At 58.5% G+C, this 21,405-nt stretch carries 17 protein-coding genes; 6 read left to right on the plus strand and 11 right to left on the minus strand.

Annotated elements, in window-relative coordinates:
* Positions 1-75: 75 nt before the first annotated feature.
* From DESLA_RS0113935 to DESLA_RS20620, 8 genes are all read right to left on the minus strand, one after another.
* Complete coding sequence (locus DESLA_RS0113935; RefSeq protein WP_035263247.1) at positions 76-1,254, minus strand: glycosyltransferase family 4 protein; 1,179 nt, start codon at positions 1,252-1,254, stop codon at positions 76-78.
* A 23-nt stretch (positions 1,255-1,277) separates the two neighbouring features.
* Positions 1,278-2,945: a glycerol-3-phosphate dehydrogenase/oxidase gene (locus tag DESLA_RS20615; protein ID WP_035261857.1), complete on the minus strand. Its 1,668-nt coding sequence runs from the start codon at positions 2,943-2,945 to the stop codon at positions 1,278-1,280.
* 363 nt (positions 2,946-3,308) lie between these two features.
* Positions 3,309-4,412 carry an SGNH/GDSL hydrolase family protein gene (locus DESLA_RS0113950; protein WP_156932975.1) on the minus strand — a complete coding sequence of 368 codons (1,104 nt, stop codon included), beginning with the start codon at positions 4,410-4,412 and terminating at the stop codon, positions 3,309-3,311.
* Positions 4,413-4,514: 102 nt separating this feature from the next.
* Positions 4,515-4,679 carry a DUF5989 family protein gene (locus tag DESLA_RS23225; protein ID WP_169732633.1) on the minus strand — a complete coding sequence of 55 codons (165 nt, stop codon included), beginning with the start codon at positions 4,677-4,679 and terminating at the stop codon, positions 4,515-4,517.
* Positions 4,680-4,749: 70 nt separating this feature from the next.
* Positions 4,750-6,582, minus strand: coding sequence for a carbamoyltransferase family protein (locus tag DESLA_RS0113960; RefSeq protein WP_028572939.1), 1,833 nt, complete (start codon positions 6,580-6,582; stop codon positions 4,750-4,752).
* A complete protein-coding gene (locus DESLA_RS0113965; RefSeq protein WP_028572940.1) occupies positions 6,582-7,037 on the minus strand; it encodes a hypothetical protein in 456 nt (151 codons plus the stop codon). The genes DESLA_RS0113960 and DESLA_RS0113965 overlap by 1 nt, the downstream gene beginning before the upstream one ends.
* Positions 7,027-8,088 carry an SGNH/GDSL hydrolase family protein gene (locus DESLA_RS0113970; RefSeq protein WP_028572941.1) on the minus strand — a complete coding sequence of 354 codons (1,062 nt, stop codon included), beginning with the start codon at positions 8,086-8,088 and terminating at the stop codon, positions 7,027-7,029. Before DESLA_RS0113970 ends, DESLA_RS0113965 begins: the two co-directional genes overlap by 11 nt.
* A gap of 52 nt (positions 8,089-8,140) precedes the next feature.
* Positions 8,141-8,917: an acyltransferase gene (locus tag DESLA_RS20620; protein WP_035261860.1), complete on the minus strand. Its 777-nt coding sequence runs from the start codon at positions 8,915-8,917 to the stop codon at positions 8,141-8,143.
* 322 nt (positions 8,918-9,239) lie between these two features.
* Here DESLA_RS20620 and DESLA_RS0113980 point away from each other — a divergent pair, with 322 nt between their 5' ends.
* The 6 genes from DESLA_RS0113980 to DESLA_RS0114005 all read left to right on the plus strand — a co-directional run bounded on the left by DESLA_RS0113980 (position 9,240) and on the right by DESLA_RS0114005 (position 16,746).
* Entirely contained in the window at positions 9,240-9,803 is a 564-nt protein-coding gene (locus DESLA_RS0113980; RefSeq protein WP_028572942.1) for a metal-dependent hydrolase, read from the plus strand.
* A gap of 199 nt (positions 9,804-10,002) precedes the next feature.
* The gene (locus tag DESLA_RS0113985) at positions 10,003-11,457 is read left to right on the plus strand and encodes a B12-binding domain-containing radical SAM protein (protein WP_028572943.1); all 1,455 of its coding nucleotides are present in this window, start codon (positions 10,003-10,005) and stop codon (positions 11,455-11,457) included.
* A gap of 63 nt (positions 11,458-11,520) precedes the next feature.
* Positions 11,521-12,357, plus strand: coding sequence for a class I SAM-dependent methyltransferase (locus tag DESLA_RS0113990; protein WP_028572944.1), 837 nt, complete (start codon positions 11,521-11,523; stop codon positions 12,355-12,357).
* A gap of 104 nt (positions 12,358-12,461) precedes the next feature.
* Positions 12,462-13,481 (plus strand): NAD-dependent epimerase/dehydratase family protein, encoded by a 1,020-nt coding sequence (locus DESLA_RS0113995; RefSeq protein ID WP_028572945.1) that lies wholly within the window; start codon positions 12,462-12,464, stop codon positions 13,479-13,481.
* Positions 13,482-13,548: 67 nt separating this feature from the next.
* Entirely contained in the window at positions 13,549-15,720 is a 2,172-nt protein-coding gene (locus DESLA_RS0114000) for a LamG domain-containing protein (RefSeq protein WP_028572946.1), read from the plus strand.
* 45 nt (positions 15,721-15,765) lie between these two features.
* Complete coding sequence (locus DESLA_RS0114005) at positions 15,766-16,746, plus strand: lysylphosphatidylglycerol synthase transmembrane domain-containing protein (RefSeq protein WP_028572947.1); 981 nt, start codon at positions 15,766-15,768, stop codon at positions 16,744-16,746.
* Here the strand turns inward: DESLA_RS0114005 and DESLA_RS0114010 are convergent.
* From DESLA_RS0114010 to DESLA_RS0114020, 3 genes are read right to left on the minus strand one after another with little or no spacing between them, the layout of a single operon-like run.
* A complete protein-coding gene (locus DESLA_RS0114010; protein WP_028572948.1) occupies positions 16,692-17,630 on the minus strand; it encodes a polysaccharide deacetylase family protein in 939 nt (312 codons plus the stop codon). The two genes, DESLA_RS0114005 and DESLA_RS0114010, sit on opposite strands and share 55 nt — an antisense overlap.
* A 1-nt stretch (position 17,631) precedes the next feature.
* Positions 17,632-18,759: a glycosyltransferase family 4 protein gene (locus tag DESLA_RS0114015; RefSeq protein WP_028572949.1), complete on the minus strand. Its 1,128-nt coding sequence runs from the start codon at positions 18,757-18,759 to the stop codon at positions 17,632-17,634.
* 34 nt (positions 18,760-18,793) lie between these two features.
* Positions 18,794-21,364 (minus strand): glycosyltransferase family protein, encoded by a 2,571-nt coding sequence (locus DESLA_RS0114020; protein WP_028572950.1) that lies wholly within the window; start codon positions 21,362-21,364, stop codon positions 18,794-18,796.
* Positions 21,365-21,405: the final 41 nt, after the last annotated feature.

Genomic DNA, 21,405 nt, shown 5'->3' on the forward strand with positions numbered 1-21,405 from the left:
CAGACTCCGAATCATGGATACGCAAAGTCCTTCGGCGTTGCGTATGGGATCGACCGGGTACTTTTGGACAGGATGCTAGCGGTCGGCTAAGAGCCTTTGGTAGATCTCTTCAAGAACCTCGGTCCGCGAGGCTTGGCAATGGTCCCTGAAGGCTCGTTCCTTGTTCATTGCGCCAATGCGCGAGGCTTGAGACCCGTCTGCCAGGACATCGGCGATTTTTTCCGAGAGGTTCATGACGTCTCCCGGTGCCGCGAATATGCCGTTGGTACCGAGCAAGGCGCGGTTAGCCGGGGTGTCAAAGCAAACCACCGGCAAGCCCGCGGCCATGTAGTTGAGGATTTTTCCGCTGCCCTCTCCGGAACCTTCCTCTTTCGGGTCGACTGCCACGTCGATCACGGCCAAGTGGGAGAATAACTGAAAATAGTCCACCTTGCCGCAGAGCGTCGTCACGTCGCCGGCACCGATTGCGTCCACACGCCCCCGACAGTCCTCCAGCGGATAACCTGCCAAGAGAAAATGTACATTTTCCACGCGTTGTCGGATAGCGGGCATGGCTTGGATCAAAAGATCAACCCCCTTGGCCTGAATAAGCGAACCAATGTATCCGACGATCTTTTTTTCCTGCGGAATGCCCAAACGCTTCCTGACGCTTTTTGCGTCGTCCACTGAGCAGGTCGATTCGTCGACACCTTCGCGGATCACTCGAATCTTTTCTTCCGGCACGCCGAATTCGGCTTTCATGAGATGTGCCGCGGCCTCTGAACTGCAGATGAAAAAATCCGGCAGTTTGCAGACCAGCTTTTCAAGCCAGGTGAAGAGAAACAGCAGTTTTTTGAGTGGTCCCAAAGAGCCGTAAGCTTTTATTTCACCGGTCAGGCTGCCCTGTACGTCGAATACCACGGGGATTTTGCGGGCCGAGGCAAGCAGGCTTGTTGCCCAGCCGAGAGCGGCGCCTTCATGCAGATGCCCGTGAATGACGTCGGGCTTGAAGTTCAGGCAAGCACGCCAAACCGTGAAGAACAGCAGGACGTCGAGGTATATTTTGTGCCAGGAAAAACCCGCATCAACCTTGGAATACCAGGGCACGCGCAAGCTTCGCCGGGTCGTGATGCCCGGAACATCCCGTCCGTGATGATAGGTCGTCAGAAGTATGTCGTGGCCTTGGCGCTGCAATGCGGCGATCTGATCGTGGATGCGGATATGGCAACCGCGATCGGAGAAAAAAGGCGTCGGTGCGATATGCAGGATTTTCATGGGCAGGTCCGGGGGCCTGGGACTCATACGGCCAGATAACGTGCATCCACCGCGAGGACTTCCGTTTCTATTCTGGCGTCGTCCCACCCCAGTTCCTCGGCCATGATTCGGGCTAGACCGCGCAGGACTTCGGGAGCAGGTCGCCCAACGCAGGCCAGCGGCAGGCGCCGAAAGACGATATCCTGAAGGGTCTGGGCCATTTCTCGGCGCACGGCGTGTATGACTTGGGCCTTAAGGATGAGGATTTCCGGGGAGATGCCTTTGGCAAGGCCTGGGTCTTGGCCGTATAAATCGAGGATTTCAGTATAGCTCGTGCCGTAGCCGTGAATCAGGTCCGCAACCTGAGATTCGGGAAGCATGCCTTGCCAACACCTAGATTCACGAGCGACGAAGTCCTTAAGGTCCGGGATGTCGCCGCCGAGCACTGGTGCGCTTTTCGTGCGGCAGGGCTTAGCTGGTCGCGCCAGCTTGTGGCATGCCAAGTCTACGATCTTCTGGGCCAGCAGGCGCGCCGTGGTGTACTTCACGCCGATGACCGAGATGAGGCCCTGTATTTTCTGGGAGACGCCGTGATCAATGATGTTATCTTCCCGGGAGCCCTGGTAGCCCGTCCCGGAGGGACGGGACGGGTCGTCGGGATAGAGGCCCCCATAGAAGAATCGGATATCGTCGCGGCAAAGTCCGGCCGACGGATACACCGAATTCACGTCGTCGATCAAACCGTGGATGTCGTCCTCGGTGACGATGTCGTCGTCGGGAGCGCCGTTAAAAGGACTGTTGGTGGTTCCGATCAGGGAAAGGCCCTGCCAGGGGACGATGAAGAAGTGCCGTCCGCCGCGGTCCACCCATGCCCCAGAGTGCTTGTGGCGGGTAGCCAGGGCCAGGGCATGTCCGTTGGTCAGCGAACGGGTGATGATGTGGATGCCTTTGGAAAGGATTCTGGAGGCGCCTTCAGCGGTATCGGCCAACCCCGCGGACTTGAGTACGGAGCTGACCCATGGGCCGGCGGCATTGACCGTGACATCAGCCTTGACGGTCAGTTGCCGGCCCGTAAGGATGTCCATGACGTTCACCCCAGTGACCCGTCCGTCGTTTACAAGTAAATCCTTGGCCTGCACATAGTTTAGTACGACGGCCCCTTCTTGCCGCGCGGAAAGAACGATAGCCAGGGTCAGCCGTTCCGGAAAGGGCATCTGACAATCGTAAAAGCGGATGGCACCGGTGAGCCCGTCGGCGTGCAAATGCGGCTCCAAGGCCAAGGTTTCTTGGCGGGAAAGCCGCTTGTGGCCGGGTAATGCCGTGCGGGAATTCTTGGAGTCCTCGGTCCAGGCAAGCAGGTCGTAGATGGTCATGGCCAGCCCAAGAACCTCCTTGCCCTTGAAGCCGTGGCCGTATGTGGGAATCAGGAACGGTACCGGACGGACCAGATGTGGTGCCGAACGAAGAAAAAAATTTCTTTCATGCAGGGAGGCTTTGACCCTGCCAAGGGCGAGGTGTTGAAGATAACGGATCCCGCCGTGAATCATCCTTCCCGTGGCCGCGGACGTTGCCGCCCCGAAATCGCCCTTGTCTATCAGGGCCACGGACAGTCCGCGCATGGCCGCGTCCCAGGCGACGCATGCGCCGTTGATGCCTCCGCCGATTACCAAGAGATCAAAACGTCGAGAGGCGATCTTTTGCAGATCCCGCATTATCATTAGTAGTGAAAGGGGCTATCAGTTATTGGTTTCATGTGTACACCAAAAGGCTTTGCGTATGCGTTTGACAAAACGTCAATACGACGGTCGCAAAGGGTCATGTTATAGTTGCGAGGGAGAGAGGTCGCCATGACACCCACCCATGATGGTTTTGATGATCATTCATAAACCCTGCGTAACTACTCAGCTTGAGAGGGAAAAGGTGGCTTTTCAAAAACTTGAGGCAAGCATGACCTGGATTCCGGCCTTCGCGGGAATGACTTGTTTTTCCAATGCCCTCTCCGAGTCAGTTATACCCGCGAAGGCGGGTATCCAGTCCGTTTTACTCGGGTGAGCTGAATAGTTACAACCCTGCTGTCAAAGTAAAGTCAATACATAATGTGCGATATGTTCCGCTTTCTCCCGTTCTCCGGGGGCGTTCAGGTGACAATGGTCGGTCCAGTTACCGGGAGAGACGACTTCAGCAGGGAAAGGGGCAAAGCCGGTGGAATATCTCATGGAGAAATCCTTGAGGATTTCTTCGTGGCGCAGAATTTGAGCAAGTTCAAAATGTTTTTCCTGCCTTTCGTATGCGCCTGGCGCTGCACGAAAAGGGACAAGCAGCGTCTTGACGTCGTCTCTTTGCAGTTCATGAATGAGTGTTTCAATGTTATGGGCGAAGGACAATCTTTCCAGCGGAATTTCTCGCGGCTCGGCGACAAGTTCGCCGTTGATCCGAAACCATGGGGCGTGGGGTATGGCCCCTCCATCGATATGGAACTGGCCTCCGGCGATCAGATCTCGATAGAAGACGTTCAAAATGATGTAGCTGGTAAACCTTGAGCGGGCCATCCAGCGCCATCCTTCCGGCAAAGGGCGCAAATTTCGCATGGGTTGGCGCCAGTTGCTGTTGTCTGGATGGTAGTAAGGGTAGGTGTAGCCGTTGGCGTCGTTGCCGCCTGAGTTGATGACGACGACGTCGGGCTGATAGTAATGATATTTGAAGTGGTAGTGGGTCAGTATCTCGGCGGACGTCCCCCACGGAAGGCCTCCGTTGATCACTTCCACGTCTGTATAGTCCGCGGGGAGATTCGCACGCAACAGTTTCTCCAACTGGGCCGGATAGGCCTGTTCCGGGCGGTCGACGCTCCAGCCGTACGTCGTGGACCCTCCGAGGCATACGATGCGAAGCACCCCGTCGCGTTTTTCCATGGGCGTCAATTTGCCGCGATACCCATCGGCGTTGTGTTGGGGACCGTGGCGAGGGTGCGTGTAGTTCGGTGCGCTGATGTACAGCAGGTAGGGTTGGCCGATGGTGTTCTGCAACCGCGTCAGATACTGATCCTCCTCACCTAACAGAATGCGCCGCCCCGTCTCATGGGTAGGGGTCATCATTCCCTTGGCCGACCACTCGATAAACCATAGTCCGAGGCTCAGCATAAGAATGGTCAGGAGTCCAAGCCACAATTTTGGAGATTTCACGTTTTTTATCCCATTCCGTTGTTCAAATGTCGGTGGCGGATCGAGATCCGCCACCGGCTTTGCTTCAGGGAAAATAACCTGTTCAGGTAGGATCGTGGTCGATTAAAACAATGTGTAGATAAACGGAGCCGTGGACTGGCCGACAACGATCAGCAGGCCCATGGCCAGGAAGACGAGAATCAGGGGGATAATCCACCATTTTTTGTGCTGCATGGCGAATCCGAAAAATTCTCGTAAAAGATTGAGTAGATGTTTGAGAAATATCATCGGGGGACGTCCTTCTGTATTCAATTAAAATGTGTGATTATTCGGGGCAATTGACGCGACAAAACGTCCGTTAATCCAGTACGTAGTCCTTGCGCCAATCGTCGGTTTCCTTCCATTCAGGCTGGTCCTTTTTGCTCAGGATGTAGGATTCCAGCACGAGATAGTCCATTTCCGTGCGCATGAAGCAGCGGTAGGCGTCCTCCGGGGTGCAGACGATGGGTTCGCCTCGGACATTGAACGAGGTGTTGATGATGATCCCGTATCCGGTCAGATCCTCGAAGGCCTTGATGATGGCGTGGTAGGCCGGGTTGGTCTCCTTGTTCACGGTCTGGACCCGTGCCGAGTGGTCCACATGGGTGATGGCCGGAACGTCGGAGCGGGTCTGGTTGATCTGGTCGTGCAGGTTCAGGGTCGTTTCCTTGGGTGTCTGGACCTGACGGTGCTTCTGGACCTGGGCCACCAGGAGCATGTACGGCGAGGGGCGATCCAGCTCGAAAAAGTCGCTGACCCGCTCTTCCAGACAGGACGGGGCGAAGGGGCGGAAGGACTCCCGGTACTTGATTTTCAGGTTCATGATGGATTGCATTTTGGGAGAGCGGGCGTCGCCGATGATGGAGCGGTTGCCCAGGGCCCGCGGGCCGAACTCCATTCGACCTTGGAGCAGGCCGACGACGTTTTCATCGGCGACCAGCTCAGCGATCCGCTTGGCCCGTTGCTCCGGGTCCGGAACGTGTTCCGCGGGATAGCCGTTGTCGGCGAGGAATTTTTCGACCACCGGGTCAGGGAACGACGGGCCGAAATACGAGCCGCGCATGGCGTCCCTGCCGGGCATCACCCGGCGCTTCCCGTTTTGGCCCATGTGCCAGACGGCCAGGGCCGCGCCCAGGGCCCCCCCCGCGTCGCCGGCGGCCGGCTGAATCCAGATGTCCTCGAAAATCCCTTCCCGCAGCAATCTGCCGTTGGCCACGCAGTTCAGGGCCACCCCCCCGGCCATGCAGGCGTACTTGCAGCCCGTCGCCTCCCGGGCGTACCGGGCCATGCGCAGAACGATCTCCTCGGTGACCATCTGGATGGAACTGGCCAGATCCATTTCCCGCCTGGTGATCTCGCTTTCCGGACTGCGTGGCGGGCCGCCGAACAGGACGTCGAAGCGCTTGTTGGTCATGGTCAGGCCGTCCAGGTAGCCGAAGTAGTCCAGATTCAGGCGAAAGGAGCCGTCTTCCTTGAGATCCAGCAGGTTGTCCAGGATTTTGTCCCGATAGACCGGCTCGCCGTAGGGGGCCAGACCCATCAGCTTGTACTCGCCGGAATTGACCTTGAACCCGGTGTAGTAGGTGAAGGCCGAGTAGAGCAGCCCCAGGGAGTGGGGGAAGCTGAGTTCCTTGAGAATTTCGAGCCGGTTGCCGCTGCCCTTGCCGATGGTGCTGGTGGCCCACTCGCCCACCCCGTCCAGGGTGAGCACGGCGGCTTCTTCATAGGGCGACGGGAAAAAGGCGCTGGCCGCGTGGGATTCGTGGTGTTCCGGAAAGAAGATATTCTGACAGTCGCAGCCCAGGCGCTTTAATGCGGACTCGATCTGCATGGGGATCCAGAGCTTTTGCTTCAGCCACAATGGAATGGCCATCACGAAGGATTGGACGCCCTTGGGCGCGACGCCGAAGTAGGTCTCCAAAATACGCGAAAATTTGGTCACGGGTTTGTCGTAAAACGCCACCCCGTCCAGACCGCAGCCTCGAATACCTGCCTCTTCCAGGCAGTACTTGACCGCGTTGAACGGAAAATCAGAGTCATGCTTGATCCGGGTGAAGCGCTCTTCCTGAGCCGCGGCGATGATCTCGCCGTCCCGAACCAGGGCCGCGGCGGAATCGTGGTAAAAGGCGCTGATGCCGAGAATCGCAGCCATTAGTATTGCCTCTTAAAGTGGGTTGCGTCGAAGGGGGCCTTCCGGTCTTCCCAATAGCTTTCGGCCTCGGGTTTCCATTTGCGCTGGAGGGGGTCGCGCCCCAGGAACGTGATCACCAGGCGTCCGAAGGTAAAAACGATGTAAAACATGGGTACCAAGAGGATATACGTCAGGGCGGTGCCGACGAACTGACCCAGCCAGGCCCCGAAGCGCTCGAAGCCGTTGACGATGGTCGGAGAAAACAGGAATCCGAACAGCAGCAGACAGGCCAGAAACCAGATGATCCCGGCGATGATCCGATGGCCGAAGAGAAAATAGACGATGGTTCCGGCCAGGGTCATGATCAGGATTTGAATCAGGACGCGGACCCGGCGGTGACTTGCCGGGGCGTTGGGGTCAGCGGTTTTGCACGCCGCGCCGTGCCGTGCCGGGTCGTGTCGGGTGTCATTGGTCATGGTGGGCCTTGTGGCTCATCTCCCGGATGAGCGGAGTGAGGATGGTTGCGATTTCACGGGCATAGAACCGAGAGCCCGTGTCGGAAGCATGGATACCGTCGTACAGGTAGGTCAATGGATTGGCGGTATAATCGGCGTGCTCCTCAAGGCGTCGTTCCAAGTCCACGAGCGGAACGTTCATGGACTCGGCAACGGTACGGATGACCTCGTTAAACCGCTTCTGGTTGAGGCTGTCCGCCCATTCGGGAGTCAGCTCGGTGGTCGCCTCGGCCAGGGGCTGGGTCATCAGAACCGGCTGGGCGCCGAAGCTTTGAACCATGGTCACGAAGACCTTCAGCCTGTCGGCGAACGGTTCCGTATCCACCGATGCCCCGGCGGAAGAGGTGACCATGCCCACCTGCCGGTGTCGCGGGACCAGCCAATATTCGACTTCGCGCAGCAAACCGAAAATATGCGACCTGGTGCTCAAGTTCAGCAGGAGCCACTTGGCTTGTCTGGGCGTGGTGACCACTTCGCCGCTTCGGGTGGCGTAGTTCGGGTCCTTGGCCAGCAGCCCATGATCGTTGATGGCGTGCATCAGCACCACGATTTCCGGTTTGTCCTGCACGACGTGGTTGAAATAGTTGTTGATGCTGTCATGGGACGTGTTCCCGGAACGGGAGGCGTTCAGGATGTTCGCGGATATGCCTTGTTCTTGCAGCACGTTGGAAACCAGCGCCGGAAAGCGCAGTTCGGGACGGACGTACCGGCATTCCGTGGTGGAGCCGCCGAGAAAGGCGATGGTGACGTCAGGGGCGGTAAACTGGTCCACGGGGAGGATGTAGCCGCGCTCGTCAGTCCGGAAGTCCACAAAGGGATCGTCGGGATCAAGCCATGCCCGATTCAACGTCCGATCAAGCAGGGGCGTCAGCAGTCTCAGGTCGACCACCTCCGCAGTATAGGTCTTCTGGTAGGGGTTCTTCCAGACCAGCCGCAGGGCGATTTCCATCACGCAGACGGCGATCAAAAAGGTGACCAGGCTCAACAACAGTTTTTTGGAAAATGCATGCATGAGGAAAGCTTTGACGGTTCAAGGATGTCAAACGTGAAGGAAATGATGGAGATCACTCCTGGTGTCCCGGTTTGGGGCGGTAGCGGACGATCCTGGCCGGGACTCCCATGGCCACGGCATAGTCGGGCAGGTCCTTGGAAACCACGGCCCCGGCGCCGATGACGCAGCCAGTGCCAACGCGGACCCCATCCGGAATGACCACCCCCGCTCCCATCCAGACGTCGTCTCCCACCTTTACGGGCCCCCGCGACGCCCAGCCCAGATCCATCATCGGAATGTCCGTTCTGTCTGTTTTGTAGTTTCCTCCGCCGATGAGGCAATGCGGGCCGATCAGACCGAATTTTCCCATTTCAACCCTGGAGATGGATGAAATGATCGTGTTGGCACCAATTTCCGTGCGCGAACCAATGGTGGTGGAGCCGATCTTGGCCTGGACCATGCAGTTGCGGGAAACGATCACCTCGTCACCAATGAAGATTCCTTCGCTATCCAAACCGGATGCGTCCAGCAGGGCGTTGTCGTCCACGGCGACCCTGTGGCCCAGGGTAATTTTACCGGGGTGGCGAATACTCACGCCACGCCCGATGATCAGGCCGCGGCCGACGGATCGAAACAAGCGGCGGTAAAACGTTCGGCGCAGGAAAAAACCCAGGCTGGATGGCATGTTGCAAAACAGCAGGTTGACGAGTTCGTAATAGGCCAGGGACAACGGACCCGCGTCGCCGAGAACCTTTCTGGCGTAGCAGCGCAGGGGGGAGGAAGACGCGTCGTTGAGCTGGGCCGCCAGGGTGGGCCGGACGGGAGGAGTCTGGGGAGTTGGGTTGGTCATTCTTTTTTGTGGTTGTTCATGCCGCAGAGGTGTCTTTCCTAAGCTTCGCTCGTGGCGAGGCGGTGGAGGGCGGACATGATACGAATTGATGAACCAAATGGAGATTCAGGGAGTGCTTCCGGGCACCTTGGGGCGGGTTGCCTGGAGCGTTCGCTTCGGGTAAGGAGCCGTGACTCAGACCGCCGCAAAGCGCCGTTACGTCGCCTTCCGTCTTCGCGGTGCATACCGGCGCACTTGTTTCGCCGCGCAAAGCAGAACGACATGCCAGAAAACGAATCAGAATACAAGATTCACGGCGGTCGTTTCCCGGAAACGCTGGATCATGCCTTCACCCCTCGCCCACCTTGCCGCCGGAGCGGCCGTCGCCTCCGTTTGCACTCGCAATGTCGGCGATCCGTTCTCCCGGCGATGGATCTGGGGATCTTCTCTTTTCTTTTCCCTTGCGCCGGACATGGACGCCATCCCCGGATTCCTTGCCGGAAACATGGCTCTTTATCATAATCAGATCACCCACAGTTTGTTTTTCGGGGTCGTCGCCTGCCTGCTCACGTCAGGAGTTTTTTGGTTGTTTTTCAGGCGGTTTCTTGACTGGTGGAGCTATCGGCGTATAGCTTCGTTGGCTTTGGTTTCCTACGGCCTGCACCTGGTCATGGACGCCGCGACCCACGGGCCCGGGGTGAAACTGCTGTGGCCGTTCACGGACGAGCGCTTTTCCGCGCCCGTGGCTATATTCTACGGAGTACGGCATTCCGATGGCCTTTTCTCCCTGCACCACCTGATAACCATCGGCACTGAATTGGCGATTATCGCGGGCTTTCTGCTTTTGGCCCATTTTCGCTTCCGACTGCTCCGTCGGGTTCTTGAGCCTATTTCCTTAAAATCATGACCAACTTCCAGGGTGTATCGGCCGCCGTGCAGGCTTGGCGGAAGGCCGTGAACATTAACGCACCGATTTATTTTCTTCCCGGTCCGAACCGGATCAACCTTTAAGATCGCGGACATCGCGGTCCCTGTTCACCGGGGTGCTTCCTCGCGCCGTGGTCGTCACACTGGAACCGCGTTACGTCGCTCAACGGGTGTTTGATATGAAATGCTTGTTCATTTACCGCACGGCGTCCCTGGACATCACCGATCCCATGGGCATCATGTGTTTGATCGCCAGCGTGAAACAGGGCGGCCACGAAGCGGACCTGATGCTGACCAACCTGGAAAAGGACCTGTTCAAGGCGGTCAAGGAATACCGGCCGGACGTGATCGGCTTTTCGCTGACCAGCGGCTCGGAAGACTATTACCTCGAACTGATCCGACGGCTGCGCAAGCACGTTTCCTTTCTGTCCATCGTCGGCGGCCCGCATCCGACCTTCTTTCCCGAAATCATCGAGAAACCCGAGGTGGACATAATCTGTCGGGGCGAGGGGGACGAGGCCATCGTGGATCTGCTGGACTGCCTTCAGAAGGGCGAGGACTACTCCGGAATCCGCAACCTGTGGGTCAAGAAGGGCGGCCAGGTGGTCAAGAACCCAATGCGTCCGCTGATTCAGGACTTGGACTCGCTACCTTATCCGGACCGGGACTCCTTTTTGAAGTACTACGCCTACGCCAACAGCAGCACGAAACACTTTCTCTCCAGTCGCGGATGCCCCTACGACTGCACCTACTGCTTCAACCACATGCTCAAACGGCTGTACAAGGAAGAGGCCGGGCCGGGGAAGTACTGCCGGCTGCGCAGCGTGGAAAACGTGATCCGCGAAGTGGAACATGTCCGGGACAACTATCCCTTGAAAATCGTCTACTTCCATGACGACCTGTTCATAATGAACAAGGAATGGCTCAAAGAGTTCTCCGCGGCCTACAAGGCCCGGATCGGCCTGCCCATGATCTGTTATGTCCGGGCCAATCTGGTGACCGAAGAAGTGGTCCGGTACTTGAGCGAGGCCAACTGCATCACCATCGCCATGGGCGTGGAAAGCGGCAACGAGACGATCCGCAAGAACGTGCTCAAGCGGAACATGACCGACGGGCAGATCCTCAACGCGGCCCGCCTGTTCCACAAGTACGGCATCTCCATCATGACCCAGAACATGGTCGGCTTGCCGGACGAGACCCTTGAAAATGCCTACGAGACCATTCAACTGAATATTCTGGTCAAACCTTCCTATGCCTGGGTCTCCATTTTTCAGCCCTACCCTCGTACGGAGATGCACGCCTATTGCATCGAAAAGGGCTATCTCGACCCGGCGCATCAACAGCACGCGTCCTATCAGGTGGAATCGCCCATCAACACAGGGATGACGAAACGAGAGTTCGAGAACCTGCACAAGTTTTTCGCCCTGGTCATCGAATTTCCCTTCCTGATGAACCTGTCCCGCAAGCTGATTCGCTGGCCCGGGAATATCGCTTTCAACGTGATCTACCGGGCGTTCAAAGGATATACGCACATTTTCCGCCTGAAGATGAGTAGCGGCGAGATCGGCTTTTTGGGATACCTTTGGGATCTCATGGGCTATAAAGTTCGACGCATGCTCGGAAAAACGTATTAGCCCGCCAATCCAGCCGGCAGCGTGCGTCGCTTCCTGCCTAAAACAACCAGCGAGCTTTTTGCCATGCACATTACCGCCCATCAGACGGATATGCTGACGCTTTCCTGCCGCCGCTACTGGTTCAAGCCCATGGCGGCTTTTTTTAATGCCCTGCAGTTGCGCGCCTATCAAGCGGCCAGCGTGGAACTCGCCTCCCCCGTGCTGGACGTGGGATGCAGTGACGGCGGGTTCGGCGTTTTGTTGAGCGATGCGTTCGGCAGGCCTGATCACCTGGTGGGCATCGAATTGCTCAAAGGCGCTCTGGACGCGGCCGGACCCGAGGCCCGATCCCTGTATCGGGAAATGCTCCACGGGAGCGCCACCAGCCTGCCGTTCCCGGACGATTCGTTCCAGACCGTCACGGCCAACGCCAGCCTGTTCGCCGTTCATCCTGGACTGGACGAGGCCATCGCCGAGTTCCATCGCGTCCTGCGGCCGGGAGGAACCTTCTACGCCTCGGTCTGCACGGATCGTTACGACCAACATTATTGGCTGACGCGTCTTTTCCGACGCGCCGGATCGGACTGTCTGGCCCGCCGCTACGCCGATTCCATGAACACCCGGATGATGCAGATCCACATGTTCAGCCCCAAGGAGTGGCAGTCGCAACTCGTCCGGGGGGGATTCGTCATCCGTCAATGCCACGGGTTTCTCTCCCTGGCCGATACACCGTTCTGGAGCTTTCTGGCCTGGACCCCACTGCGCGTCAACGGGGTGCTGCGATACATTTCGTATCCAACCTGGCGCAATCGCGTCGCGGCGTGTTACGAGCATCTGTTTCGCAAGCGTTTCGAGTCGACCCGGGCGCTGCTTCCTGCTGATGAAAGCGGGTATATTTTCATTGAGGCCAAGAAGCTCTGAATTTGAAATGCCACTGTAAACCATCTTGAAATGCGACGATTGATTTTTTAACTGAAGAGTGTTGCCGTTTGCCACCACTGAAGAAACGAAGAATGAGACTGTTCATGGACAACATTTGTCAAATACCACCGGGTACCCCGGTTCTCGTCACCGGTGCGACGGGGTTTACCGGGATCGTGCTCACTCGCAAGCTGGTCGAGGCTGGCGCGAAGGTCAGCGCGGTGGCCAGGAGCAGTTCCAACCTGGACCCGCTCAAGGATTTGGACGTTTCGTGGTTTATGGGTGAGGTGTTCGATGAACGGATCATCGCCCAGGCCATGGCCGGGCAAGAGTATGTCTTTCATGTCGCGGCCGCTTTTCGACAGGCCCGCAGCTCATACCAGGATTATTGGAACGTCCATGTCGGATCCACCCAAGTCCTGGCCCGCGAGGCTCTAAAAAATCCGCATTTCAAGCGCTTTGTCCATTTTTCCACCATCGGTGTCCATGGGCATATTGCCGAACCTCCAGCCACCGAGGACGCTCCCTTCGATCCGGACGACGAGTACCAGCAGACCAAGCTGGAGGCCGAACTGTGGCTCCGGGCCCACGCCGCGGAGCATAAACTGCCCTACACGGTGATCAGGCCCGCGGCCATTTACGGCCCCGGCGACCGCCGCTTGCTCAAGCTGTTCCGGATGGCCCTCAAGCCCGTGTTTCTTCTCCTGGGTAAGGGCAAGTGCATGTACCATCTGGTGCATGTGGATGACCTGACCAACGTGTCCCTGGTCTCGGCCACCCATCCGGACGCACTGGGCCAGGCCTTCATTGCCGGGGCCGAAGAACCCATCGCCGTGGCGGATATCGCCAGGATCGTCGCTGAACATTTCGGCAGAAAGCTGAGAGTTGTTCGCCTGCCCATCAGCCCCTTTTTCCTTGCCGCGGACATTTGCGAGCGCATCTGCCGCCCTCTGGGCATAGAGCCCCCGCTGTACCGCCGCCGGGTGGCTTTCTACTCCAAGGACAGACATTTCGACGTGACCAAGATTAAAACCATGCTCGGCTATGCGCCCCGACACGCCAACAAGGACGGCATCCTGGAAACGGCCCGCTGGTACGCGGAGCAGGGCTGGTTGAAGGCTTGAGTTGCTGCGGCATTGACTCTCCGTTCCAGGGGCATACTCCTGTGTCATTCCAGGAGGGTGATGCACCATGACCAAATACATTTACTCCGCAATGCCATCGACCATTGTCGGGTTACTGATTCTGATACTTGTCGTGTCCTTCGGCTGTACACGGGAGGACCAGTCTGCCAATGCGAACAGTACCTCGGATGCACGTATTGACCGGATCGAGGATTTGACCGGCGCCCACACACGGGTCGTCTGGGTTCAGGATCTCGGCCAAGGTGGGAACCCTGGGGCCCAGGGCGACAACCTGCGCCTGATGGGTTTCGATTCACGGGACGGCCATGGTCAGCGGGTTATCCTGGATGGGCCGGCTAATTTCGCCAAGCCGTACATCACCCCGCGCGGCGATCGGGTGGTTTATACCGATCGTACCCGGGACGTGGTGATGATCGTCAACTGGGACGGCTCAGGGCTGCGCGAAGTAACTTCCGGCACGGGCTTGGCCGTGTGGATGGACCCCTTTACCGGTCACGAATGGCTGTATGTCGGAGTCGGACAGGATGGGAACCGGGCCCCTACCAGGCAACGCATGGAGCGAGTCCGGCTGGATGATCCCGAAGTCCGGGAACTCGTTTGGGATCAGACCCCGGTGACCGAGGATCAGGTTCAGCTTTCCATTGACGGCAAAATGGCCGGGGGCACCTTTCCCTGGCCCCACGCCGGTGTGGCGCGACTGACCGAGGGGGCCTGGGACAGGCTGGCCCAAGGCTGCTGGCCGTCCATCTCTCCCGACGACCAATATCTTTTCTGGGTCTTCGACGGATCGCACCGCAACTTGACCATGCAGCGATACGGCACGGAACACCGCTGGCAGGTACCCATCAACACCGCTCCCGGCATCGACGGCTACGAGGTTTATCATCCACGCTGGTCCAACCATCCCCGGTTTCTGGTGGTCACCGGGCCGTATATCAGCGGGAGCGGCGGCAACCGGATTCGTACCGGCGGGCCGGAGGTTTCCCTGCATATCGGCCGCTTCAGCGAGGATTTCTCTACCGTGGAGGCCTGGCATCGTGTGACGGACGATACCTTGACGGACTACTACCCGGACGTCTGGGTGGCCTCCGGCCTGGAGATGATCCAGACCTGGGCCGCCGGAGCCGAATCAACAGATGCTCCAACAGATGCTTCAACTGATGCTTCGGCTCGAACCAATATCTCAGAGCACAGCGCTGCCGCATCCTCGTCGGCTCCAGACAACGGCTTGGTCTTTTGGTGGGAGAACGCCGCTCGTTCCAGCGTCCTCTTCGACTCCAAAAGCAGCCGGTACCGCGACGTCCACCTCGAGCCGCGCGGCACGGCCAGGCTGACCAGGTATTTCGCCATGGACACGTCCCGGGGAGGGCATTTTATCCTGGAGCAGACAGACGACATTCTCTCAGCCCTTCGGAATACCAATCAACTGACCATTGAGGCCGTTATCACGCCGTCCTTGCCGGACCAGTCCGGACCGGCGAGGATCATCACCTTTTCCTCGGGACCAAGTGCTCGCAACGTCACCCTCGGCCAATCCGGAGACCGGCTGGTCCTGCGGCTCCGCACGGAACGGACCGGACCCAACGCCGTTCCGCCGGAGTTGGATTTGCTGCCGCTGACTGCCGGAGAACCGACCCACGTCGTCGTGACCTACGCGGACGGACTGGTAACCGCGTATGCCGACGGCCAACATGTCTTTTCCTCTGATGCCGTTCATGGCGGATTCGGCACATGGTCGCCGCAGCATCTGTTGTTCGGAGACGAGTGGGGGGGAGGGCGGTTCTGGGCCGGACAACTGGAAGGCGTGGCCATTTACAATCAGGTCTTGACCCCGGAGAAAGCGGCCCAGCGTTACTCGGAAGCCCAAGCCCGCGTCGCGGATCGAGTTCCTGCCGAGGTGTTGGTTGCCCGGGTTCGACTCCTGGAAGCGCTGCCCGTGCCTACGGTGGAGGCGGTCGCGCCCTATCAACGGGCCTTGCTGGTGAACCGTTATGCCGTGGAGGAGGTTTTGGAAGGGGAGGCGCACGGACAGGAGATCCTCATCGCCCATTGGGTGATCATGGATGGCCGGGTCCTGGAAACCGCCCCCCGGCGGCAAGGCGATGTTTTCCAGCTCCGTCTGGAGTTTTTCGACGACCGGCCCGAGCTGGAAGGCGAGAAGATTTCCTTGGAAGGGCACGATTTTCTTTTGCCCCTGTATTACGATGTTCAGAGTTGAGGCACGGATGTCCCGTCACATCTCCCATTCACAACGGACGGCAATTTGAACAGTCCTTATCGGGATCATCTGAAACTCTTTTTCCGGGTTGCGTTAAGTCTGGGCCTCCTGGCGGCCTTGGCCTACACCATCGATCTTTCCGAAATGGCCCGGTTGATGGTCGGTTTGCGCTGGGAGATGTTCGCCGTATTGCTGCTCCTGGTACTTGGGGAGCGCCTGCTGAGCACCTGGAAATGGCAGGTTCTGCTCATCGCCCACGGCAGTGACCTCACCCTGTGGCAACTGTTCCGCATCCAGATGACTTCCGGCTGTTTCGGCTTGTTTTTGCCGTCTTCCGTCGGTGTCGACGTCCTGCGCATGGTGGCCATTTCCAAGTGCAGCACCAAGCCGGTGCAGGCCGTGGCCGCTTCGGCGGCGGACCGGGCCATTTCCGTCTTCATCCACCTCTTCCTGGGGGCAGTTGTTGCTCTTGTGGCCGCCGGCGAGTATCTGCCCTGGCCCATGGCCGTTGTCTTTCCCATCCTGTTTCTCGGTGTTACCGGCGTGGTCCTGATTCTTGCGCTGCCCACCTTGAACAAGTGGGTCGCGCCTTTGCTGCGCCGAACCGTCGGGGAGAAGATCACCGGCAAACTCAAGGAGTTCTATACCAGCCTTCTGGTTTACCAGGATCATAAACGGGCGCTCAGCACCAACGTTGCCATCTTTGGGCTGATGATCGTCCTGCGCATCATTATCGTTTATACGCAGGCCGTGGCCCTGGGCATTTCCGTCGATCCATTCCTCCTGGCAATGGTCCTTCCGTTGGTCTGGGTGGCCCTGATGCTGCCCATTTCCATCGGTGGGCTGGGTCTCCAGGAAGGGGCGTATTTTTTCTTTCTTCGCGGCATCGGCGTTGGCGGCCCTGCCGCCCTGGCCATTTCCATCCTGGAGCACGTCGTTGTCCGTGTCGCAAGCCTGCCCGGACTCTATTTCTATCTTCGCGGAGGATTGGTGGGTGGGAAAGTCGGGCGACCCATCCAGCGCTGAAACGTCCGTCCGTACCGGGCGCGCAGAATGCTCCCCAACGAAATTCGTCCCTCTCCAGGCAGTCTGCGCAGGAACTCGGCACTGATCCGCACGATGTGATCCGTGGGATCATTCATCCGGTTGCCGGTGGAAAGCGCCGGACAATTGGTCGGTCGGCCCGGCAGGACGCCCCACCAGAAGGATTGATACCCGACCTCTCGTCCGATTCTGAGCGCTTCTCCGGTCCCATCGTACATGGGGAAGGCCAGGTGTCTGACCCCGCTGCCCAGCCGCGCTTCCAGGATTTCCCTGGCCAGGCGTAAATCCTCGTCCATGTTCCGCGCGGGTCCGCGAGCCACGGTCTCGTTCATCCGCGCATCCGCTCCACACAGAGGCACCGGCTCCGGCCAGCGCGGAAAATACCGATGCTCCAGGCTGTGCGACTGGACGTCCACGAATCCGGAACGCCGCATCACCCGCAACTCCTTCCAGGTGCAAGGCCGGTGTTCATCGCCCACGACCTCTTCGGCCAGATCGTGAAATTTGGGCGCGGCAAAGGCCACGGCGCGACAGCCGTGACGCTCCAGGAGGGGCAGGGCGACCTGGAACAAGCTGCGCGAGCAGTCGTCAAACGTGAGCACCACGCTGGGACCGCTGAGGCTGAATTCTCCGCGCAGAAACGCGACAAGTTCGTCGGCGATCAGTGTCGCGTAGCCGTTTTGACGGAGATATTCGAGGTCTTGACGCAGCTCCGGGCCGACCACATCGTGATAGCAGAAAACCGGGACCGCATCCGTTCTCTGCTTGGGGACGCGAGCCAGGACGAAATCCGGGACCGATCCCGTGGCGGCGCAGCGGATTTCCGGCCAGTTTTTTTCCCAGGTGGAACGAAGGCGGCGCAGCATGTCATCGGCCTCGGTGCGCGGACTTCAAGACCTGTCCGTAGACGGCGATCAAGTCCTGAACATGAGACTGGATTGAAAAGCGCTGGACGAACGTCCGCGCCTCCGCGACAACGGATGATCGCAAACCCTCGTCATCCAGAAGACGCCGGATTTGGCTCACCAAGGCCGCACCGTCCCGCTCCGGTGCCAGGACTCCGGTCCGGTCATGGCTGATCAGCTCCGGTATGCCGCCGACCCGGAACGCGGCCACCGGTCGCCCGGCGGCCATGGCCTCCAGGGCGCAGAAGGACAGCCCCTCCATCAAGGACGGAATCACCAACACGTCCACGGCCGCCAGGATGTCCGGGATGTCCGACCGCTGTCCCGTGAACCGCACGGACGCCGATGTGCCGCTCTTGTTCAGAATGGCCTCGCATTCCGCTTTGGAGGGTCCTTCACCGACGATCAGGACCTGGGCCTCGGGATGCGTTCGCAACAGTTCCGGCAGCCAGGGTAGAATAAACGCCTGCCCCTTTTCCGGTGAAAGGCGGCCGATGACGGCCAGCACCGGAGCGGTTGTCGGCAGTCTGAACTCCATGCGGATGCGCTCCCGTGCGTCCGAGGCGGTATTTCGGTATTTTTCCAGATCGATCCCGTTGTAGAGCACCGTCACCCGATCCGGGGAAATACCGAACTGCTCCCGCGCCAGCTTGCCCACGGCTTCCGATATCACCAGGCACCGGTCCGTCCATCCGGCCATGGCTTGGTGGAGCAGTCGAAACATGGTCCCGGGTATGCTGGTATCGTGCAGGTGGGTAATGACCTTGCGTCCGCGGATGCGTCCGGCCGCCCGGCCCAGAAGAATCCCCTTCATTCCGGCAGCATGTACGATATCGCTTTGATCCCGGTCGATCATCCGCAGCAGGTCGAACAGAGCACAGGGGTCCCATTTGCCGCGGTTCAGGAAAACCGGCTGGACGCCCTTGTTTTCGAGAGCCTCGGCCACGGAGTGCCGTTCCCGCAAAAAACAGGCCCGGACATCGATTCCCTGGGCTGTGAGTTCAGGCAGCACCGTCAGGAAATACGTCGTCGCTCCAGTGGTTACACCGTCGGCGTATCCAAGGTGGTCGCTCAAAAACAGCAGCCGCATGGGTGATCCTTTTCCTGTGGCGTTTAACCCAGACCTACCGTTTCCGGGTAAATTCGACATGGTCCACGGTCATGTCCGCGTTGCCGAAATAGTCGAACAAGAGATTTACGGGGAGGTTGTTCGTCACGTCCAGATGAACGTATAGAGGTCGACCGGCGACCACAGGGTAGACCGGGCCCTGTTTCGCGTTCCAATCCGTTTCCACATGCAGCATGCCGAGTACAACGCCTTCGTCAGCCGAAGAATCAAAGGAAAAGCGCACATCGTATTCTCCTGGTGCAAAAGGCATTTTAGGCCCATAGAAAATAACCCGCCGCGGCTCGTACTCGCGGCGGAAAACCAAGTGCCCCGATCCTAGGTCAGTGAATCCGGCATGGAAAAAACTGGGCGCGGGTATCTTAAGGGACTCTCCCGGCTTCAGAAACAGCCACTTTCCAGCAGTCAACAAGGCAGAGTCAAGGTTCACCGCGCCCGCAACATGCTCCAGGCGAAGGCCAATTTCCGCATATGACGAGACCGGAGCGTAAATCGGAATCCATACCCAGTCGGATGATTGCACCGCCACAGTTTGAATGAACATTGTCTCGTCGTTTTCATGGACCTGTGCCTGAAGCTCTCCCTCTCCTCTGGCCCGGATCAACCAGCGTAGTTCAGGGGCTGGCGGCACCCCGGTCGGTGACAGATTCACCACCGCATCCGGTCGGTTCATAGCCAAATAAGCGCCTCCACTGGCGGCGAAGTCCTCAACATGTTCGGCGTTTTCTATCCTGGAGCGCTCCATCTCCCAATGTCGGGCCGATAAAAAGGCATTCCACGTCTTCACGAACGGGAATCGCACCAACGAGTCAGCGCTGTCCGAGCGTGGCTTTTCCAGCATTCTGAAGGCCCAAACAGCCCCATCCTGTTTCAGAAATTGTAGCCTGGGATGCTCCAAAAAGCCCCGGATGGCAAAGGTCACGGGAAATGGTGCCACCTTTTCCGGGTACATGTCTTCATGCAGGATTAAATGGCCGACGCCCCAGGACAAAAACGTGTCAATCTGCTCATCCTCGAGGTATCCTTGGTTGATATTGTAAAAGCGCAGGAATACGTTCTCGAAATAGGCACTGGAGAAGGCCGGACTGTATCCGTTGACGAGCCTCACGTGATGGGCCAAGGCGAAGTGTTGGTAAACCGAAGCTAAATGGCTGTCTCCAGGCCACAGGGTCACCACCACTGCGCGAGGCACCATGCCCTGGGCTTGGGCGTCCTCAACCACTGCCAAGTAGGCCCCTTGAGTTTCTTGAAGCCGAGTCAAAACGGGCGAACTGAGAACCGTATATCCTATTATTAATACGGCACTGAATGCGCACAGGCAAAACGTCCGCCACCATGAACCAAGCGGTGCGACCCGAATCAGGGCACTTAGGGATAGTGCACCGGCCACTGCCATGAACGTCGGCATCAGACAGAAAATTTTTCCGGCTTGGCGGATCATGGCGTACGGCGGAATCAATTCCCGAACGAGCCCGAAAAGGCCGCCATGTCTTAATCCATGCGGGCCTAAGGCTAGAATTGCCGCCAAGGCCGCTCCTGCCATCAACAGGCTCCAATAAAACAGCCTTCGTGACTCATGCCGCGGTCGTCGTGCCGCCAACACGAATGCTGCCAAGCCTCCAGCCGCCAACAGGCCAGCCAAGGGCCAGCCCAGATAGACCTGGGCGGAGGCAGTACTCGGTTTCCACTCGAAAAAACCATCCTTGGTTGGAGAAAACAGCCTTACCTCGCCGAGGCTTCTCCCTCCGGCCATATGCGTTTCTTCCAGCATCGCCGACTGGAACCGAACCACGAAGACGACCAGCACCGCCCCAACCGCCACGGCTAGCAATGCTTTGAACAGTGTCAGGAAACGGTGCGACCATCTCCCCGGAATGGACGATTTCATGGTCAGAGCCAGCAAGCACCAGGCGGGCGTGGCTAGAACGCTAAAGAAAAAGACGTGTACGTCGCCAACGTAAGCCAGCATGAGTGTCGCGGCGCTGAGCAAACCGCCTCGGATACTGCCGTCCCGGACGGCTTTGTCCAATCCCAGGAAAATGAACGGAACCCACATCATGGCAAAGCCGGTGGGGCTGGCGTCGAACTGGGTGATCCAGCGGTACGGGAGCACGATGGCGAAGACTCCGAAAAGCGCCGCGATCCATTCGTCCTCCACGTAGCGGCGTACCAGCAGCCAAGTACCCAGGACGGTGAACCATAGTGAAACAATTACCGCCAGATTCATCCCGAAGGCCTGTCCCAACAAAGAAGCCCCCAGGGCGTAAATCAGCGAGAAGGGCAGATAGTATCCGCCTGGGAAGTAACGCTCCTCGTCGTTCCCGACATTGAACTCATAGAGGTTGTAGAATATCGGCGTGGCTCCAGTGACCCATTCCTTGACCAGTTGGTAGTAGTAGAGCAACTGCAATGCGTCACTGGGCATCATGGGCTGGATATCACCACCGTCTCCGCCGTGGGAGGAAACGGTCACCGCGGAAGTCACATGGAGCGGCAAAGGCCAAGAGAGGGCCGCCCAGGCCAATAAGGCCAGCATCAGGCTCAAGGGAAGCAATAGTCGTATCTTCATGATCTCCTCTCAACCATGTTTCACGGCTTTGCGGGGATCGC

It is taken from the genome of Desulfonatronum lacustre DSM 10312, from assembly GCF_000519265.1.
Lineage (GTDB): Bacteria > Desulfobacterota > Desulfovibrionia > Desulfovibrionales > Desulfonatronaceae > Desulfonatronum > Desulfonatronum lacustre.

What these genes read in the sequence shown, in the direction of transcription:
- DESLA_RS0113935 (WP_035263247.1), bottom strand. Translation starts at nt 1,254, where the DNA reads ATGAAAATCCTGCATATCGCACCGACGCCTTTTTTCTCCGATCGCGGT.
- DESLA_RS20615 (WP_035261857.1), bottom strand. Translation starts at nt 2,945, where the DNA reads ATGCGGGATCTGCAAAAGATCGCCTCTCGACGTTTTGATCTCTTGGTA.
- DESLA_RS23225 (WP_169732633.1), bottom strand. Translation starts at nt 4,679, where the DNA reads ATGATATTTCTCAAACATCTACTCAATCTTTTACGAGAATTTTTCGGA.
- DESLA_RS0113960 (WP_028572939.1), bottom strand. Translation starts at nt 6,582, where the DNA reads ATGGCTGCGATTCTCGGCATCAGCGCCTTTTACCACGATTCCGCCGCG.
- DESLA_RS0113965 (WP_028572940.1), bottom strand. Translation starts at nt 7,037, where the DNA reads ATGACCAATGACACCCGACACGACCCGGCACGGCACGGCGCGGCGTGC.
- DESLA_RS0113970 (WP_028572941.1), bottom strand. Translation starts at nt 8,088, where the DNA reads ATGCATGCATTTTCCAAAAAACTGTTGTTGAGCCTGGTCACCTTTTTG.
- DESLA_RS20620 (WP_035261860.1), bottom strand. Translation starts at nt 8,917, where the DNA reads ATGACCAACCCAACTCCCCAGACTCCTCCCGTCCGGCCCACCCTGGCG.
- DESLA_RS0113980 (WP_028572942.1), top strand. Translation starts at nt 9,240, where the DNA reads ATGCCTTCACCCCTCGCCCACCTTGCCGCCGGAGCGGCCGTCGCCTCC.
- DESLA_RS0113985 (WP_028572943.1), top strand. Translation starts at nt 10,003, where the DNA reads ATGAAATGCTTGTTCATTTACCGCACGGCGTCCCTGGACATCACCGAT.
- DESLA_RS0113990 (WP_028572944.1), top strand. Translation starts at nt 11,521, where the DNA reads ATGCACATTACCGCCCATCAGACGGATATGCTGACGCTTTCCTGCCGC.
- DESLA_RS0113995 (WP_028572945.1), top strand. Translation starts at nt 12,462, where the DNA reads ATGGACAACATTTGTCAAATACCACCGGGTACCCCGGTTCTCGTCACC.
- DESLA_RS0114000 (WP_028572946.1), top strand. Translation starts at nt 13,549, where the DNA reads ATGACCAAATACATTTACTCCGCAATGCCATCGACCATTGTCGGGTTA.
- DESLA_RS0114010 (WP_028572948.1), bottom strand. Translation starts at nt 17,630, where the DNA reads ATGCTGCGCCGCCTTCGTTCCACCTGGGAAAAAAACTGGCCGGAAATC.
- DESLA_RS0114015 (WP_028572949.1), bottom strand. Translation starts at nt 18,759, where the DNA reads ATGCGGCTGCTGTTTTTGAGCGACCACCTTGGATACGCCGACGGTGTA.
- DESLA_RS0114020 (WP_028572950.1), bottom strand. Translation starts at nt 21,364, where the DNA reads ATGAAGATACGACTATTGCTTCCCTTGAGCCTGATGCTGGCCTTATTG.